General features: G+C 27.7%; 22 protein-coding genes. 20 read left to right on the top strand and 2 right to left on the bottom strand.

Features of this window, described 5'->3' with window-relative positions:
• The first annotated feature begins 5 nt into the window (after positions 1-5).
• The 9 genes from spoIIIAC to SFBMNL_RS05065 all read left to right on the top strand — a co-directional run bounded on the left by spoIIIAC (position 6) and on the right by SFBMNL_RS05065 (position 4,979).
• A complete protein-coding gene (gene spoIIIAC, locus SFBMNL_RS05105; protein ID WP_005805894.1) occupies positions 6-203 on the top strand; it encodes a stage III sporulation protein AC in 198 nt (65 codons plus the stop codon).
• An 8-nt stretch (positions 204-211) separates the two neighbouring features.
• A complete protein-coding gene (spoIIIAD, locus tag SFBMNL_RS05100; protein ID WP_005805896.1) occupies positions 212-595 on the top strand; it encodes a stage III sporulation protein AD in 384 nt (127 codons plus the stop codon).
• 10 nt (positions 596-605) lie between these two features.
• Positions 606-1,802, top strand: coding sequence for a stage III sporulation protein AE (gene spoIIIAE, locus SFBMNL_RS05095; RefSeq protein WP_005805898.1), 1,197 nt, complete (start codon positions 606-608; stop codon positions 1,800-1,802).
• Between the two features lie 12 nt (positions 1,803-1,814).
• Positions 1,815-2,402 carry a stage III sporulation protein AF gene (gene spoIIIAF, locus SFBMNL_RS05090; RefSeq protein WP_042294732.1) on the top strand — a complete coding sequence of 196 codons (588 nt, stop codon included), beginning with the start codon at positions 1,815-1,817 and terminating at the stop codon, positions 2,400-2,402.
• Positions 2,403-2,417: 15 nt separating this feature from the next.
• Positions 2,418-3,002 (top strand): stage III sporulation protein AG, encoded by a 585-nt coding sequence (gene spoIIIAG / locus SFBMNL_RS05085; protein ID WP_042294731.1) that lies wholly within the window; start codon positions 2,418-2,420, stop codon positions 3,000-3,002.
• A gap of 52 nt (positions 3,003-3,054) precedes the next feature.
• A complete protein-coding gene (locus tag SFBMNL_RS05080) occupies positions 3,055-3,570 on the top strand; it encodes a SpoIIIAH-like family protein (protein WP_005805903.1) in 516 nt (171 codons plus the stop codon).
• A 107-nt stretch (positions 3,571-3,677) separates the two neighbouring features.
• Positions 3,678-4,019, top strand: coding sequence for an Asp23/Gls24 family envelope stress response protein (locus SFBMNL_RS05075; protein ID WP_042294730.1), 342 nt, complete (start codon positions 3,678-3,680; stop codon positions 4,017-4,019).
• A 56-nt stretch (positions 4,020-4,075) separates the two neighbouring features.
• Positions 4,076-4,399 (top strand): PTS lactose/cellobiose transporter subunit IIA, encoded by a 324-nt coding sequence (locus tag SFBMNL_RS05070; RefSeq protein ID WP_042294729.1) that lies wholly within the window; start codon positions 4,076-4,078, stop codon positions 4,397-4,399.
• Positions 4,400-4,412: 13 nt separating this feature from the next.
• Positions 4,413-4,979: a DapH/DapD/GlmU-related protein gene (locus tag SFBMNL_RS05065; RefSeq protein WP_042294728.1), complete on the top strand. Its 567-nt coding sequence runs from the start codon at positions 4,413-4,415 to the stop codon at positions 4,977-4,979.
• 29 nt (positions 4,980-5,008) lie between these two features.
• Here the strand turns inward: SFBMNL_RS05065 and SFBMNL_RS05060 are convergent, their stop codons facing one another.
• The gene (locus tag SFBMNL_RS05060) at positions 5,009-6,277 is read right to left on the bottom strand and encodes a cation:dicarboxylate symporter family transporter (protein WP_242838799.1); all 1,269 of its coding nucleotides are present in this window, start codon (positions 6,275-6,277) and stop codon (positions 5,009-5,011) included.
• 318 nt (positions 6,278-6,595) lie between these two features.
• Between SFBMNL_RS05060 and SFBMNL_RS05055 the strand changes: the two genes are divergently transcribed.
• The 11 genes from SFBMNL_RS05055 to SFBMNL_RS05005 all read left to right on the top strand — a co-directional run bounded on the left by SFBMNL_RS05055 (position 6,596) and on the right by SFBMNL_RS05005 (position 15,137).
• On the top strand, positions 6,596-6,943 hold the full coding sequence (locus tag SFBMNL_RS05055; RefSeq protein WP_042294726.1) for a hypothetical protein: 348 nt from the start codon (positions 6,596-6,598) through the stop codon (positions 6,941-6,943).
• Between the two features lie 25 nt (positions 6,944-6,968).
• Positions 6,969-7,808, top strand: a complete 840-nt coding sequence (locus SFBMNL_RS05050) for a flagellin (protein ID WP_042294725.1) — start codon at positions 6,969-6,971, stop codon at positions 7,806-7,808.
• 21 nt (positions 7,809-7,829) lie between these two features.
• A complete protein-coding gene (gene flgB, locus SFBMNL_RS05045) occupies positions 7,830-8,192 on the top strand; it encodes a flagellar basal body rod protein FlgB (RefSeq protein ID WP_005805919.1) in 363 nt (120 codons plus the stop codon).
• A gap of 20 nt (positions 8,193-8,212) precedes the next feature.
• On the top strand, positions 8,213-8,635 hold the full coding sequence (gene flgC, locus SFBMNL_RS05040; protein WP_005805921.1) for a flagellar basal body rod protein FlgC: 423 nt from the start codon (positions 8,213-8,215) through the stop codon (positions 8,633-8,635).
• 101 nt (positions 8,636-8,736) lie between these two features.
• Positions 8,737-9,750 (top strand): flagellar motor switch protein FliG, encoded by a 1,014-nt coding sequence (gene fliG, locus SFBMNL_RS05035; protein WP_042294724.1) that lies wholly within the window; start codon positions 8,737-8,739, stop codon positions 9,748-9,750.
• Entirely contained in the window at positions 9,734-10,546 is an 813-nt protein-coding gene (locus SFBMNL_RS05030) for a FliH/SctL family protein (RefSeq protein ID WP_005805924.1), read from the top strand. Before fliG ends, SFBMNL_RS05030 begins: the two co-directional genes overlap by 17 nt.
• A 6-nt stretch (positions 10,547-10,552) precedes the next feature.
• A complete protein-coding gene (gene fliI, locus SFBMNL_RS05025) occupies positions 10,553-11,866 on the top strand; it encodes a flagellar protein export ATPase FliI (protein WP_014017978.1) in 1,314 nt (437 codons plus the stop codon).
• Positions 11,867-11,879: 13 nt separating this feature from the next.
• Positions 11,880-12,377 (top strand): flagellar export protein FliJ, encoded by a 498-nt coding sequence (locus tag SFBMNL_RS05020; protein WP_007442523.1) that lies wholly within the window; start codon positions 11,880-11,882, stop codon positions 12,375-12,377.
• A complete protein-coding gene (locus SFBMNL_RS05015; RefSeq protein WP_005805931.1) occupies positions 12,364-13,836 on the top strand; it encodes a flagellar hook-length control protein FliK in 1,473 nt (490 codons plus the stop codon). Before SFBMNL_RS05020 ends, SFBMNL_RS05015 begins: the two co-directional genes overlap by 14 nt.
• 17 nt (positions 13,837-13,853) lie before the next feature.
• A complete protein-coding gene (locus SFBMNL_RS05010; RefSeq protein ID WP_005805933.1) occupies positions 13,854-14,885 on the top strand; it encodes a flagellar hook assembly protein FlgD in 1,032 nt (343 codons plus the stop codon).
• A gap of 45 nt (positions 14,886-14,930) precedes the next feature.
• Entirely contained in the window at positions 14,931-15,137 is a 207-nt protein-coding gene (locus tag SFBMNL_RS05005; protein WP_042294723.1) for a flagellar FlbD family protein, read from the top strand.
• 3 nt (positions 15,138-15,140) lie between these two features.
• On the opposite strand, the gene SFBMNL_RS05000 is transcribed toward SFBMNL_RS05005, so the two are convergent.
• The gene (locus SFBMNL_RS05000) at positions 15,141-16,259 is read right to left on the bottom strand and encodes a hypothetical protein (RefSeq protein ID WP_042294722.1); all 1,119 of its coding nucleotides are present in this window, start codon (positions 16,257-16,259) and stop codon (positions 15,141-15,143) included.
• Positions 16,260-16,402: the final 143 nt, after the last annotated feature.

The raw sequence follows: 16,402 nt of genomic DNA, 5'->3' as shown, positions 1-16,402 counted from the left end.
GTAAAATGTTAGATTTTTCTATGATATTTAAAATTGGTGGAGTTGGAATCCTTATTGCAATTCTTGATAAGGTTTTAAAAAGTATTGGTAGAGAAGAGTACGCAACATTATCTAATATTTTAGGTATAGTTTTAATCTTATTTATGGTTATACAACTTATAGGTGATCTATTTAATACTATTAAGACAATGTTTCAATTGTAGGTGATTAAATGGAGATTATAAAAATAGCGTTTTTTGCACTAATAGCATTATTTTTTATAATAATTGTGCAACAGAGTAGAAAAGATCTGGCCGTGATAATTTCCTTATTTGTAGGTGTTTCTATTTTTGTGTTTATATTTGGTAAATTTAATGCGATTATATTATTTCTTCAAGATATGGCATTAAAGGCAAATATAAATACAGTTTATTTAAATATTGTTTTAAAAATATTGGCCATAAGTTACATAGCGTCTTTTTGTAGTGAAATATGTAAGGATGCAGGATCTAATAATATTGCCTCAAAAGTTGAATTCGGTGGGAAAATTTTAATATTGTTTTTAGCAGTTCCCATATTAATGGCTGTTTTGCAATCAATTTTAAACATTATGTAGGAAGGTATTTATGATAAAGAAAATATTTTTATTAATTTTTTTATTAACTTTGTTTTTTTTACCGAATTTAAGTGTTAGTGCAACTATTAGCAATAATGAGAATGTATTTAATAACGATAATATGCAGGAAATAATTAAGGAAAATGAAAAGGAAATATCAAATCTTTATGATTACATAATTAACATGAAAGATGATATAGAAATATTGAAAGATTTGGATCCTAAGGAATATGTAAAGTCACTTATGAGTCATGGAAATGAGAAAATGAGTATTGGTAAAACTATATTTAAAAACATAACATCATTCATTATAAAGGAAGTTATTCTAGTCTTAAAGGGAGTTTCTACCGTAATAATAATAGCTGTTATTTGTTCACTTATACAGAATCTTCAAAATGCTTTTTCTAATCAAACATTGTCAAATGTTGCTTTTTATGCGTGCTATGCTCTGCTTATAATAATACTTTCCAAAACTTTTCTTATAGGAATTGATATAGCTAAGGAAACTATAAAAGAGTTAAATAATTTTTTATTAGTATTGATACCTGTACTTAGCACATTACTTTTATCTGCTGGTGGAATTAGTCAGGTTGCAACACTTGATCCAATAATAATTTTGCTTACGAACATAGGTCCTACGTTTTATTTGAATATTTTGATTCCAATTATACTTTTAGGATTTATGTTACAGTTTGCTAATAATATATCAAATAATTTTAAAATATCAAATTTAATAAAGCATACCAATCAGATTGTACTTTGGGCTCAGGGAATTTTTATAACGTTTTTTATAAGTATGCTTACAATAAGAGGATTTACAGCAGAATCTTTAGATATTGTAACAGCTAAAACAGCTAAATTTGCTGTAGATAATTTTGTTCCAATAGTAGGAAAGGCAATTTCTGATGCAATTGCTACTGTTGCAGGTTACTCTATACTTTTGAAAAATGCCGTTAGTTCCTTAGGGCTTATAATTGTTATAGCTATTGTATTAGTTCCAATAATTAAGATTTTTATAATGGCTACATTATATAGATTAACTGCAGCCATTATTGAACCTATTTCTGATAATAGAATAGTTTCTGCTATCAGTTCTGTAGGTGATTCATTAATTCTTATAATGTCGTGTGTGATAGTAGTATCTATATTGTTTTTTGTAATGATTTCTATAATTGCATCTGCAGGGAAATTAATAATAGGTGTTTAGGAGTTATTATAAATGGAAATTTTAAAAGATTGGGTAAGTGATATTTGTGTAACTATCTTGTTTATGACAGCGATAGAACTTGTTTTACCTGAGAATAGTATTAAAAGATATGCAAAATTTGTCTTAGGACTTATTTTTATAGTTGTTGTTATAAATCCAATTATTAATTTTGTTAACCAAGATAATAATTTGTATAAGGACATAGCTGTAAATGAAAATTATATTGATAAATTTGATGATTATCTAAAAAATAATTTTGAGGAGTATAGTGAGAGAGCTAAGAAAACAACTTTAGAAAGTTTTGAAGAAAATATTTCTAGAAATTGTAAAATAATATTGGAAAATAAGTTTAAAAAAAATAAATTTGATGTTGAAGCATCTTGTGTTTATCAGGATGGAGATTTTAAAATATTGGAAGTTATTGTAAGAGTAGATGAGCATGGTGTTAAGAAGATAGAAACGATTGAAGAAGTTATTATAGATGATAAACAAGATAATAAATTTATAAGTAAAGAGGGAGCAAAAGCTAAAGAAATAAGAAAATTTTTATCTAATGAGTTAAATATTTCAGAAAATATTATAAAGGTATATTTAAATTAAGGGGTCCAGTAGCAGATGGAAAAGATAAAACAAAAAATTATAAAAAAAAGTAATAAATTTACTTATATGATTATATTAATTATTATAGCTGGAATTATGATTTTTGCAGTTAGTTATTTTAATAATTCAATACCAGCATTGCTAGATGTTTCAAGTGGAGAAGTATCGCAGCAAAATAAATATGGGGTTGATTATACTCAATTTTCCTATGAGGATAAAGTTAAATTAGAATTAAAAAATATTTTATCTAAAGTAAGAGGAGTAGGGGAAGTTGATGTTGTTATACATTTTGAAGGCGGAGAAGAAAGAATTCCAGCACTTGATAGTGAGAAATCGAATACAGTAATAGAAGAACGCGATAGTAATGGAGGAAATAGAGTTAATAATAACAATAAAGATGGCACTAAGGTTGTAATGTCAAATCAGGGGAATAGTACTGAACCATTAATTTTGAAAACATATAATCCTAAGATAGTTGGGATACTTATAGTTGCTGAAGGGGCAGATGATAACAAACTTTCATATAAATTAACTAAAATGGTGTCTTCTCTTTATGATATAAGTGAAAGTAAGGTTAATGTCATACCTATGAAAGAGTGACTATTATTAAAAAATGGAAAACTAATTTGAAAAATTTAGGGGGATTTTGATTATGAATAAAAAACAAGCTGGAGTTATACTTGCGTTATTAGCATTAATTGTATGTGCTGGCGTATTAGCAGCAAAGGTTAACAGTTCAATGCAGGATTTAGGAACAGTATCTATAACTGATAGTGGTGATGATGCTGCAAATATAAATAATTCCAAACAAGATGAAATAGGGTATGACTTCTTCTACGAAGCAAAATCTGTTAGGGATAAGAAATCAGCTGAAACTCTTGAGTATTTAGCAGAAATAATAGATAGTGAAAATGTATCACAAATGGATAGAGATACGGCGGCTAAACAGAAGATGGCTTTAGTTATGGATCAAGAAAATGAAACTAAAATTGAACTTGCTCTTAAAGGTAAAGGATTTGAAGAAATATTATGTTTAATTGAGAATGATAAAGCTAGAATATTTGTTAAGAATGCTTCTGAACTTACAGAAAGTCAAAGAAAGCAAATTCAAGAAGTGGTTATGAGTGTAGCTAAAATTAAAAATGTAGAGATAGAATTAAAGAAGTAAGATAAAAAACTACTGATATGTTATCAGTAGTTTTTTTGTTTTATATATGGTATTTAAAATTGTCATTTGATATAATTATTTTGTAATTAAGTAGAGGGGTTGGGTAAGTGAATAATAGTATTGGAGTTGTTAAAATATCTGATGATGTTATAACTGTTATAGCAGGTATAGCCGCGAGCGAAATTAAGGGAGTATATCCGCTATTTAATAATAACAGTAATGGTAATAATTCTTTTAATAAGAAGAATATTTCCAAAGGAATTAAAGTGAATTTGAGTGACAATAAAACAAGTATAGATATAAGTGTTGCTGTTGAATATGGTATAAAGATTCCAAGTGTTATTAGAGAACTTCAAGAAAATGTTAAAACGCAAGTAGAAACATTTACAGGTGTTAAAATGGAAGAAATAAATGTATTTGTTCAGAGAGTTTTAAATAAATCTGAATAGGATTGATTTGATATTTGTTGTAAGTTTTGTTTATAAAAAATGGAGGATTAACCACAATGAAAGATTTAGAATTGAAGAGTTTTGAAATAATATCTAATGTGGGAACTGCTAGATCGTGCTATATTGAGGCTATTTCTTATGCAAAAAAGTTCGATTTTAAAATGGCCGAAAATTTAATAAATGATGGTATAGAGGCATTTAATTCAGGACATAAGGCACATGCTGGATTAATACAAATGGAAGCTAATCATGAAGAATTTCCTTTTAGTTTGATTTTGATGCATGCTGAGGATCAATTGATGAGTGCTGAAGGATTTAAAATTATTGCTAATGAGTTTATAGATGTTTATAAAAGGATGAAAGAAAACGATTTAAAATAGAAGAATTTATAAAATGGAGTTAGATGAGTTTTTTAAAAAAGTCAAAAATGGTGATAATATACGTGGGATGGAAATGTATAATTTAATGATGGAAGTAAATGATCATTCTAGGAAGATAATGAGTGATCTTAATTATACTTATCATACTAAAGAAGAAATTATTGAATTGTTTTCGAGATTAATTGGAAAAAAAGTTGATGATACTTTTATGTTATTTCCACCATTTTATACTGATTTTGGTAAGAATATAAATATTGGTAGAAATGTTTTTATAAACTCGTGTTGTTGTTTTCAGGATCAGGGTGGAATTTATATAGATGATGGTGTTTTAGTTGGTCATAATGTAATTTTAGCTACATTGAATCACGATTTTGATCCAAATAGGAGGGAAATACTTCATTCAGCTCCGATTAAGATAGGTAAGAACGTTTGGATTGGTTCTAGGTCAACAATATTACCTGGCGTTAAAGTTAATGATGGATCTATTGTAGCAGCAGGATCTGTTGTTAATAAAGATGTGCCAAGTAATTCTATTGTTGCTGGAATTCCAGCTAAAGTTATTAAATACATAGATAAATAAAGACAGGAATATATTCCTGTCTTTTTATTTTACATAAATGAACCATCTATTTTAGCATTCATATCTTTGAATTTATTCATATCTATTTGTTTTAAATTTTTATCTACAATTAGAGAAGTTGTTAAAACACCATTTATGTTTAGCATCGTCCTAGCCATGTCTAAGATTGGATCAACAGCAAGTATAGGACTTGTTAAGTCAAAATATTGGCCTAGTCCAACAGCTGAAAGATTTATTGATGCACTTGTTGTTGCTGTACCAGGAACGCCAGCTATACCAATGGAACTAATTGTTACAACGAGTAAAGCCATTATCATAAATCCTAAGTTTATTGGATAATCAGTGATATTTGATATCATTATTATAAGCATTGCAGGGAAAATACCAGCACATCCATTCATTCCTGTTGTTGAACCTAGACTAGAAACAAAAGTTGAAGTTGATGAATTGCATCCCATAGATTCAAGTGTTTCAATAGTTACAGGTAAGCATCCAAGACTTGATCTAGATGTGAATGCTAGTATAAGTACAGGAATGGCTTTTTTGATATAAGTAATGGGATTGAATCCAAATACAGACAATAGAATCATATGAACTAAGAACATTATAATTACTGCTATATATAAAGCAACTATAAATAGTATAACATCTAAAATTGATTTAATTCCACGTTGGGCAATTGTATTAGCTAATAATGGAATTATAGCATAAGGCATTAAATTTATTATGCTCATTGTTATGCTAACTATTATTTTGTGAGAAGCCTCGATCAGTTTGTTAAATGTTTCCATTGTTTTTGCATATATTTTTCCCATTTTTTTTGCAGCTGTGCCTATAAAAATTGAAAATATAACAACAGCAATAACATTCGAGCTAGCCATGGATTCTATTGGATTTTTTGGAATCAAGTTTCTAAATATGTCAATTAATGATTGCACTTCTTTTATATCAGATGATCCAGAAGCTATAGTTGAGTTTAATCCTATTTTAAATACGTATGAAATTATGAATCCTACAACTGCAGAGATAGCAACAGTTGAAAGTAGAGTTACTAATGTATAAATTGTCAGTTGTTTTATTTTTGCATCTTTTTTCATGCTGATTATTATATGAATGATTGAGATTATAATCAGTGGGATTACAATCATTCTAATTAGATCTATAAAACCATTCCCAAATAAAGAAAACCATTTAGTGGATTCATTTATCCATGTTATTTCAAGTGGGTTTTTAGGGAATTTAGCTGCAAATTGAATTGCGAATCCTAAAATTATTCCTAAACCTGTACCTATAAACATTCTGTTTGAGAAGTTTATAGGTTTCTTTTTAAGAAAAAGCATGAGTGTAAAAAGTAATATTAGTACTATTAACCATGCAAGTGTGTTAAAAGAGGATATCATTATAAACTCTTTTAAAAAACCATTTTCCATTTATAAAAAACTCCTTATTAAAATTAATCAATATTACTATTAATATAATTTTGTTTAAATTGATATAACAAATATTAAATATTTGTTATCTATGTTATTAAAAAAGTATATATATTATTTTTTTTCGTAGATACACGAAATAATTAACGAAAAAATGAACATATTATTAATGGGAGAACAATTATTATGGTAAATTTAAATAATGATATTATTGAAGAATGTAATAATTATTTACTTCAATTGTCTTATTTTTTGGATCAGGTATATGATATTCTTGTTAAGAATGAAAATATTGAAATTACAAAGACTTATGTTGCTGAATTTGGAGAGCAATTAGAATTGTTGGTTAAATTTATAAAAGAAAATGAACAATTGAATTTAAGAATATTTTCAGAAGAAACTGATTTGAGGTTTGCACTTGAGAGTTTTGGGGATGCTTTTAGTAATGATGATTACGAGCTTTGTAGCCAAATACTTAAGTATGAACTGAAATATATTTTGTTTAAATGGCAATCAAAATTAAGAAGTGTTTAATTTTTGGTAGATGAGGAGTTTTAATATGAAGTTGACTTTTAATTCTAATGCTATGAAAACATTTATGACTTATAAAAAAACTATTTCGGATCATTCAAAAAGTATAAAAAATATATCAACTGGGAAACAAATTAATTCTGCAAAAGATAATCCCAGTAGAATTTCTAAGCTTGCAAATTTTGAAAAGGAAATTAGAGGTTATCAAAGTTCAAGAAGAAATATACAAGATACTGTAAGTATGATTCAGTCTGCAGATAGTGTTATGGGTTCTCTTAATGATAGAGTTACAAGACTCAAGGAGATAACTATTAGTTTAGGAAATGGGAGCATACAGGGTGATGAAAAGGATATTATTCAGAATGAGGTTAATAGTATTCTTGAGGGTATGAGTTATGATATTGAACATTTTTCATTTAATGAAATAAATATTTTAGGTAATAAGGATGTTACTGATAACAGTAATCCAGAATTAATAAGTGTATTAACAACTGGAAATTCTGGGGAGTTTGCTGAAATACCATCATTTAATTTATCTATTGAAAATTTGGGGCTCAATGGTATGAATGTTCAAGATGATATTGGTTTAAATTTGGAGAAAATAGACAATGCTACATCTCAAATTATTAATGCAAGAACTAAACTCGGAGCTATAAGTGCAACTTTTGAAGATAAAATTGAGCAATCAGAATCAATAGAAGAAGTTGTTACGGGAGCTAAAAGTAAAATAGAAGATGCTGATGTTGCTTTAGAGATGCTTGAATTTTCTAGGACGTTAATGTTGACTGAAGCTAATATTAAAAATATGAGTAAGACAATTTATTTACCTAATGATTTAATAGGTGTTTTGGGTAAATTATATAAATAAAATAGCTTGGGGGAGTCTAATATGTATCAGTTGTTAAGAACTGCTTTAGATGTTTCTTCTGTAAGGAAGGATGTTATATCTAATAATTTAGTTAATGTTAATACTAAAGATTTTAAACGTTCTGATGTTGTGTTTGAAAAATATTTGAATTTTGAAATACCGAGAGTTGGATTTAAGACAACTAATGATAAACATATGAAGATTGGGAATGAACATTATGATATTGTACAAGATACTTCAACAATTATGAGAAATGATGGTAATAATGTTGATTTGGACATAGAAAAGGCTAATCAAGCTGCAAATACATTGATGTATAATACTTTAGTTTCAGCTATAAACGGTAAATATCAAAGTCTTTCAACAATTATAGGTGGAAGATAAAGTATGAAAGGAGATGACTTATGCTTAATAATGCTTTTAGAGCTATGAGGATTAGTGCAAGTGGACTTGCTGCTGAAAGAATGAGAATGGATTTAATTTCGTCAAATATTGCAAATTATAATTCCATCAAAACAGATAAAACGGAGGCATATAAACGTAAAATTGCAGTGTTTCAAGAGCATTTAGAAAGCTCAATGTTTGGTTTGGATAAATTTAGAGGTGTTAAAGTTTCAAAAATAATGGAGGACAATGCACCATCTAAGATGATTTTGGATCCTACACATCCCTATGCAAATGAAGAAGGATTTGTTGAAGGAAGTAATGTTAATATATTAAATGAGATGGCTGAAATGATTTTGGCAACAAGGTCTTATGAATCTAATGCTGATAACTTTAATGCCAATAAACAAATATTTATGAAAGCACTGGAAATAGGGAAGTAAATCTATAGCTTCTATCACGAAATAATGTGATAGAAGTTTTTTATTTGTTTAAACTATGCTTAAAAATATAAATTTTACACAAGATAATATAATGGGAGGGGATGCTTTTGAAAAAGAAAATTTCGGGAGTTCAAAAAACAGCAATTTTACTGATAACCTTGGGTTCAGAAGTAGCCTCAGAAATAATGAAGTTTTTAAATGAGGATGAAATAAATAAGATTTCTTTTGAAATAGCAACTATAAATTCGGTAACAATTGAAGAAAGAAAAGATATCTTACATGAATTTATAGAAATGAATAAGGCAAAAGAGTTTTTACTTGAAGGTGGATTTCATTATGCTAAGAATATTTTGAGTAAGGCTCTTGGGTCAGATAAGGCTATTGAAATTTTAGATAAGATAAAGGAAGCAACAGATATATATAGACCTTTTACTATTGCACGGAAAGCTGATCCAAATCAATTATTAAATATTATAATTGATGAACATCCACAGACGATTGCTTTAGTCTTATGTTATATTCAACCTGAAAAAGCAGCACAAATTTTGAGTTGTTTGCCTGATAATCTGCAAAATGATGTGGCATACAGAGTTGCTACAATTAGAAATACTTCTCCATATGCTGTTAAGGAAGTTGAGAGGGTTTTGGAATATAAGTTATCAAATTTTGTGAAACCTGAAGCGACAGTTATTGGTGGAATTGAGTCGCTTGTTGATATGCTCAACAGAGTTGATAGAAACACAGAAAGAAATATTACATCTGGACTTGAAAATCATGATAAAGAGCTTGCTGAAAAATTAAGAGCATCTATGTTTGTGTTTGAAGATATTGTGACTTTGGGATCTGAAGATATACAAAAAGTTTTAAGGAGTATAGATCAGAAAGATTTAGCCCTTGCACTTAAAGGTAGTAGTGACTCAGTTAAAGAACTTATTTTTAGCAATTTATCAAAGGGTGCAGCAGAAAATGTTCGTGAAGAGATTGAATATATGGGTCCTGTTAAGTTGTCTGATGTTGAGAAAGCTCAACAAGTTATTGTTTCTCAGATTAGAAAGTTAGATGAGCAAGGTGAAATATTAATTGTTCGAGGAGGAGACGATGACATTATTCAATAGTTCAAATAAAAATATTATCCGTAGTGGCAATAATAAGAATTCTTCACGTTCTACAAAAACGATTATAAGTCCTAATATATATGATGCTTATAGTACACAGAATAATATATCAAGAGAAATTAAAACTAATAATGAAATAATTAAGCGTATAAGGACGAAAACTTATAGAGTTAGAAGAGATGAAATTTTAAAATTTAAAAAAATAAGTGATATGTTGATAGCTAAAGCCAAGAAGGAATCATCTAAGATTTTTGCTGATATGATCGAAAATGCACAAGTTGAAGTAGTTCGTCAAAGAGTTGCGAGTAAAGTACAAGGATATAAAGAAGGTTTCGAAGAAGGAAAAGCTAAAGCTATGGAAGAAGTTAAAATCGAAAAAGATAAAATATTAAGTGATGCTATGCTTTTTTATGAAAATGCTAAAAAAGAAGCAGAGGAATTTATAGTAGCGAAAGAAAATGAAATTAAAAATATGATATTTACCATGGTTTCTAAAATAATTAGAAGGCAATTGAATGATGAAAAAATATTAAATGATATAATCTATGAATGTATAAAAAATATAAAAGATAAGATGCCTGTAATTATAAAGTGTAACGAAATTAATTATAAAGGAATAAGTGAAGAGGTTCATGTTTTGAAAGAGAAAGCTGGAATTCTTGGAGATTTTCATGTTGTAATTAGCAAAGATATAGATAAAGGAGAGTTTTTGATTGAAAGAAATGGTGGGATTATAAAGTATGATGTCAACGAAAATATAGAAATTTTAAGAAAGATAATTTTTAGTGAGGATTAATTAAGTATGTTTATAGATTTTAGGAAAATGAAAAATTCTCTTGAGAGGATCGAAACAATTTATGAAGAAGGCAGAGTTAAGCGTTTAGTTGGATTGACTATAGAGGCGGAGGGTATAATTCCATTTGTTGGGGAAATTTGTTACATATATAATGAGTACAATGAGCGGATAGAATGTGAGGTTGTTGGAATTAATCAAGAAAGAAGTATATTGATGCCTTTTGGAGATGTGAGAGGAATTTCTACAGGTAGCAAAGTTATTGCTACTAAAAAATTATTGACTGTTAAAATTTCAGATGAATTATTGGGCTGTGTTTTGGATGGACTTGGAAGAGTTCAAATAGGTAGATCACCTGAAAATTACACAGAGTTCACGATAGATAATAAACCACCTATCGCTATGAAAAGAAGGGAAATTACAGAGATAATGCAGACAGGTGTGAGAGTGATTGATGGAACTCTTACTTGTGGTGTTGGTCAGAGAGTTGGAATATTTGCAGGATCTGGAGTTGGTAAAAGCACTTTGATGGGTATGCTTGCAAGGAATGCATCTGCAGATGTGAATGTGATTGGACTTATTGGTGAGAGAGGTCGTGAACTTAAGGAATTTATATATCATGATTTGGGTGAGGAAGGACTTAGAAAGTCTGTTGTAGTGTGTGCTACATCTGATGAACCTGCACTTATAAGGTTTAAAGCATCACTTGTTACAACAGCAATTGCAGAGTATTTTAGAGAACAAGGGAAAAATGTAATTTTAATGATGGATTCTGTAACGAGATTTGCTATGGCACAAAGAGAGGTTGGATTAGCTATTGGTGAACCACCGGCAACAAAAGGTTATACTCCATCAGTCTTTGCACTTCTTCCTAAACTTTTAGAAAGGACAGGACCTTCTGAAAGTGGGGCTATTACAGCATTTTATACTGTACTTGTTGATGGCGATGATATGAATGATCCGATAGCAGATACGGTAAGAGGAATATTGGATGGACATATTGTATTATCAAGAGCTTTAGCACATAAGAACCATTATCCAGCTATTGATGTATTAAAGAGTGTTAGTAGACTTATGTCTAAGATAACATCTGATGAACATAAACAGTTAGCGGGAACTGTTAGAAATTTACTCGCAGTATATCAAGATGCTGAAGATTTAATAAATATTGGAGCATATGTTCATGGGAGTAATCCAGATATAGATAAGGCTATTCAATATATTAATCAAATAAATGAATATTTAAAACAAAGCACAACTGAATTCACTAGTTATGAACAAAATTTAACTATATTGAAGGGAATATTTAATAATTTAATTTAAGGTAGTGATTGTTATGAAAAGGTTTAAGTATTCGCTTAATAAATTGCTTAATATGAGGTTAGGGCTTGAAAAAGAGGCATCTCAGAAATTTACAGATATTAGCACTAGAATAAAAATTATTGATGATAATATTGAAACTTTAAATGAATTATACAAAAAAAATGCATTTGCAACTTGCACAACTCGTGTTGATGAAATTATAAGAAGTAACTATGCTTATTTCTTGGAAAATTCAATTCGATATAACGAAAAAGAGAAAGAAAAAATGAGTAAAGAATATGAGTATAGATTTGAGGATTATAAGAAGAAAAAGAAGGATAGAAGTATTTTAGATAAGCTAAAGGATAAAGAGTATTCAGAATTTTTACATGAGCAAGATAAGGAAGAACAAGATTTTCTAGATGAGTTATCCTTAAATATGTATTATAAAGATTTAAATAAAGAAGATGAAATTGAATATTTTGAAGATAATGAGGATAAAAAGGAGGAGGAAGAGAATGAAGATAGATAATTTAAATTGTGGAGTAGTTAAACAAAATGGAGTAAAACAAAGTAATAAAAACGTTAAAAATGATTCGGAGATCAGTAATTTTAAAGATTCGTTTAATGAGTCTATTAATCTACAAGATCAAGATTCCTCAAATATTAAGCAAAAAATAGAACCTAAAAATCATGTAGAAACTTTATATGATAGTTTAGATGAAGCTGATAAACAATCATTACAAGTTATTTTAAGTATACTAAATATTTTAGGATCAGAAGAGATTGATGTTCAGAGAAATTTTTTTGAGTTTAATGAGGATTTTGTTATTGGAGAAAATGAAGAAAATAACAATGTTGAACTTGACAATACAAAATTAATTAGAGATATGTCAAGAGTAGAAGTGTATAGTGAAAAAATGAAAAATTCAAGGTTGATTGATTTTGAACATGAATTAAGCAATTCCGATCTTAAATTTTCTGATTATAATTTTACAGCTGAGAAAATACAAAATAAAAATTTAACAGATATAGATTTAGATAATAGTAATCAGGAGGTTATGAAAAATATTTTAGTTGAGATTGGATTTGATTTAAATAAAATTGAATCAAAAGATATTTCAAATCAGGAAATTATACAAAGAATTATGGGAAATATTGAAGGATTTAAGAGTTTGGTAAAGAATGAATTTGATAAAATAGGGGAAAATAATTTTGGAAATCAACTTTTGGAAGAAATTAATTTTGAGGGATTTTTATTGGAAGATAAGGAATTAGTTAAGAATATAGAAAATGAAATCAATATTAAACTTAATACAAAATTAAATACTGAAATATCCATTGATTATTCAAGAGATTCTAATAATATTATAGATCGAAAATTTGAAAATGCTAGTAATCTTAATGAGGTAAGAAAAATTGGAGATAAAATTAATAATGATGATGCGATATTGAAAGAAATTTCTGGAGATGTACAAATTAATAAAAATATTGATAACTATTTTGTAAATGTATTTAGAAATAATTCTGGGGAAATTCAAAATTTGAGTCTCAATAAAGTATTGGATTCATCAAACCACCAAAAGTTTGTTAAAGAATTTATTGAAAATATAGAGTATATGTCATCAAATAATAAAAATCAAATGATTGTTAAACTCAATCCTGATCATTTGGGAAGAATGGATATAAAGTATGAAGTGGTCAAAGATAATATTAGGCTTATGATAAAAGTTGAAAATCAAGATGCAGTAAAATTTATGGAAACAACGATATTAGATATAAGAAATATGATAAAAGAAGTACACAATATAAATTTGGAGAATATACAAGTTGATCTTCAAGAATTTGGATTTAATCCAAATGATGGAAGAGGTAATAAAGATAGTGATAATTCTAATTCTAGTACGTCTAAGACTCCAACTATAAAAATTGAGGATGAAGGAATTAATAATGATGATAATAGAGATTTGAGAAAAGGAATTTTAGTTTAAGTTGAGGTAAAAGAATTATGATAAATATCAATAATAATATTCAAATACCATTGATTACTAAAAATAAATCTATGAATATAGGTAGTCCAAGCAATACTAATGACAATTTATTTAATGAATTAGTTGAAGAGATTCAAAAGAAAACCAGTACTAATAATGAAATTAATACGGTTTCAGGTAATGAGGATGATAATTCGGGATTGTCAAGAGCAGAAACTAGATCAAATAATGTTTATAATGGGCAGTATACTGAGAAGGGAACAAAGATTGTACAACCTGGGGAAGATATGAATAAAGACGCATTTTTAAGAATATTGGCAACACAGATGTCTAATCAAGATCCAACTCAACCACAAGATGGTACTGAATATGTTTCTCAATTTGCACAATTTGCAGCTATGGAACAAATGTCTAACTTAAATACTACTATGAGTGAATATTCAGCTAGATCATTATTAGGACAAGGTGTTATGCTTAATTCTTACGATAATAATGGAAATGCAATTACTGGTATCGTAAGAGGAGTTGCTCAAAGTGGGTCAAAAATAATTGTTAATGTTGAATATATGAATGATAAAGGTGAATTTGTAATCGGGGATTTTGAAAGAGATGATGTTATGAATGTTATTGATGTACAAGATAATAGGCTTGATTATATAAATAATAATATGGCAATGCTTGTTGGTTCCTCGATGATAAATAAAGAAATAGAATTTATTTCTTCAAGTAATGATGAAGAATTTGAAGATGATGTAATAACGAATGAATCAGAATCAGGAGTAGATGATTTAGTAAATGAGGAAGGGGATATGGATGAATTGGAAGCTATACTTGAGCAAGATATTCAAGCCGGAAGAAAAGCAAATGGGGAAACTGTGACATATGAGAATAATGGACAACTATATGAAACTATGATAGGTAGAGTTGAAGGAATAGTAGTTGAGGATTATATGATTAAACTTAGTGTAAGAGTTAATACAACTAATGAGCTACGGACAGTAACACTTGATAAGGTTATAAGAGTTGATGGAAAGGAATATATAGATTAAAATTTGTAAAACTTATATTTAGAGGAGGGTTAAAGGAGGGTTTATATGATTAAGCTTACGAGAACAAATGATGTCGTATTTTATTTGAATTCAAATGAAATTGAAAGAATAGAACTTATACCAGAAACTGCGTTGATTTTATTAAATGGAAAGACGTATATAGTGAAAGAAAGTATTGATGAAGTTATAAGAAGGATTATAGAGTTTAATCGTAAAATACATTACCAATATAAAAAGAGTGTAGAGAACTAAGTTCTATACACTCTTTATTTTATCTAGAGATGAATAAAGGGTTCTTATTAATTTTAAATCATATATAACTTTGGCACAATTATTTTGTATTGAAGTGATTTTCTCATGACTAAGATGAGATTTCATTGAACTAATATTATTTAGATAAGTATCAACAAATTCTGAATATAATTCATACATTTCATTAACAGTTTTTATATACTCGTCCTTATTTTTGTCAATTAAACGTTCTTTTTCAATAAATACTCTTGAGAAAGTGATCTTTCCATTTGATCCTAATTCTATTGATTTACTTAGAGAATAATTTTTCAGAATATTCTCTTTATATTGATTAAGTTCAACTATTTGACTTTCTAGACATTCAATAAATTTACTTAAATTTGTTTTATCAGAATTGGAATTTGTATTAAAATCTATCATTTCAATTAAATCATTAAATGTATTTTCTTTGTATGAAATAAGCCTATTAAGATTATTTAGAATTTTTTCACGAGCTATATCTATTTTACTTTTATGGTTAGTTTCGATTTCCTTTTCTTTTATATCCTCTTTATTATCTTGTCCATTATTTTTATTCAATGACTCATTTTCTTTTATTGTACTCTCGTAATTTTCAATATTATTATCGATTTTTTCAAAATTTTCAGTATTTTTGGATTCAGAATCCTTATATTGTCCAGTAACTTCTAATGCAATTTTTGATTCATTCTCTGAGGTTTTCTCTTTTACATCATTATCAGAATTATGAGGATTTTTGTCGTCAATGTCGTTAATAAGTGGTTCAATATCTTTTTCCATTGAAATATCATTCTGAGATTTGTCTATTTTATTCTTATTAATATTTATTATATCTCTAATATCATTTCTTTCAGATTTGTAATTAGAGAGGTTAGAACCGTGTTTTATTAATATGTCAATCAAATCATATTTTAAGTTTATATTATGCACATTACAAATTTCAGATGCAAGACATAGAATGTCAGAATATTTATTTTGAATTGCTTTTTCTAAAAAAGAAAGACGTTTGTTTAAATAATTAATTTCAATTGATAAATCATTTTTGTGTTTATCGTTATTGAAATCTAAATTTTTATCATTTGTAAAATTTAAATACTTTGACATAAGACACCTCACAATTAGAAAATTAACTAATTGTATATATAATAATATAAATTTAAACATAATTCAATAAAAATTAATTTTTGAAACTCTTTATTAATGAATATAGTTAACAAAAAAAGTAAAGTATAAAATACTTTAATACA

The sequence above is a fragment of the Candidatus Arthromitus sp. SFB-mouse-NL genome, assembly GCF_000709435.1.
In the GTDB taxonomy this organism is placed as follows: Bacteria; Bacillota; Clostridia; order Clostridiales; family Clostridiaceae; genus Dwaynesavagella.
The sequence above is the reverse complement of the archived record's forward strand: the minus strand, read 5'-3'. Positions and strand labels throughout refer to the sequence as shown.

Bases quoted from the DNA above. Each gene is read 5' to 3' on its own strand.
- spoIIIAC (WP_005805894.1), top strand. From the start codon at position 6: ATGTTAGATTTTTCTATGATATTTAAAATTGGTGGAGTTGGAATCCTT.
- spoIIIAD (WP_005805896.1), top strand. From the start codon at position 212: ATGGAGATTATAAAAATAGCGTTTTTTGCACTAATAGCATTATTTTTT.
- spoIIIAE (WP_005805898.1), top strand. From the start codon at position 606: ATGATAAAGAAAATATTTTTATTAATTTTTTTATTAACTTTGTTTTTT.
- spoIIIAF (WP_042294732.1), top strand. From the start codon at position 1,815: ATGGAAATTTTAAAAGATTGGGTAAGTGATATTTGTGTAACTATCTTG.
- spoIIIAG (WP_042294731.1), top strand. From the start codon at position 2,418: ATGGAAAAGATAAAACAAAAAATTATAAAAAAAAGTAATAAATTTACT.
- SFBMNL_RS05080 (WP_005805903.1), top strand. From the start codon at position 3,055: ATGAATAAAAAACAAGCTGGAGTTATACTTGCGTTATTAGCATTAATT.
- SFBMNL_RS05070 (WP_042294729.1), top strand. From the start codon at position 4,076: ATGAAAGATTTAGAATTGAAGAGTTTTGAAATAATATCTAATGTGGGA.
- SFBMNL_RS05065 (WP_042294728.1), top strand. From the start codon at position 4,413: ATGGAGTTAGATGAGTTTTTTAAAAAAGTCAAAAATGGTGATAATATA.
- SFBMNL_RS05060 (WP_242838799.1), bottom strand. From the start codon at position 6,277: ATGTTTATAGGTACAGGTTTAGGAATAATTTTAGGATTCGCAATTCAA.
- SFBMNL_RS05055 (WP_042294726.1), top strand. From the start codon at position 6,596: ATGGTAAATTTAAATAATGATATTATTGAAGAATGTAATAATTATTTA.
- SFBMNL_RS05050 (WP_042294725.1), top strand. From the start codon at position 6,969: ATGAAGTTGACTTTTAATTCTAATGCTATGAAAACATTTATGACTTAT.
- flgB (WP_005805919.1), top strand. From the start codon at position 7,830: ATGTATCAGTTGTTAAGAACTGCTTTAGATGTTTCTTCTGTAAGGAAG.
- flgC (WP_005805921.1), top strand. From the start codon at position 8,213: ATGCTTAATAATGCTTTTAGAGCTATGAGGATTAGTGCAAGTGGACTT.
- fliG (WP_042294724.1), top strand. From the start codon at position 8,737: ATGCTTTTGAAAAAGAAAATTTCGGGAGTTCAAAAAACAGCAATTTTA.
- SFBMNL_RS05030 (WP_005805924.1), top strand. From the start codon at position 9,734: ATGACATTATTCAATAGTTCAAATAAAAATATTATCCGTAGTGGCAAT.
- fliI (WP_014017978.1), top strand. From the start codon at position 10,553: ATGTTTATAGATTTTAGGAAAATGAAAAATTCTCTTGAGAGGATCGAA.
- SFBMNL_RS05020 (WP_007442523.1), top strand. From the start codon at position 11,880: ATGAAAAGGTTTAAGTATTCGCTTAATAAATTGCTTAATATGAGGTTA.
- SFBMNL_RS05015 (WP_005805931.1), top strand. From the start codon at position 12,364: ATGAAGATAGATAATTTAAATTGTGGAGTAGTTAAACAAAATGGAGTA.
- SFBMNL_RS05010 (WP_005805933.1), top strand. From the start codon at position 13,854: ATGATAAATATCAATAATAATATTCAAATACCATTGATTACTAAAAAT.
- SFBMNL_RS05005 (WP_042294723.1), top strand. From the start codon at position 14,931: ATGATTAAGCTTACGAGAACAAATGATGTCGTATTTTATTTGAATTCA.
- SFBMNL_RS05000 (WP_042294722.1), bottom strand. From the start codon at position 16,259: ATGTCAAAGTATTTAAATTTTACAAATGATAAAAATTTAGATTTCAAT.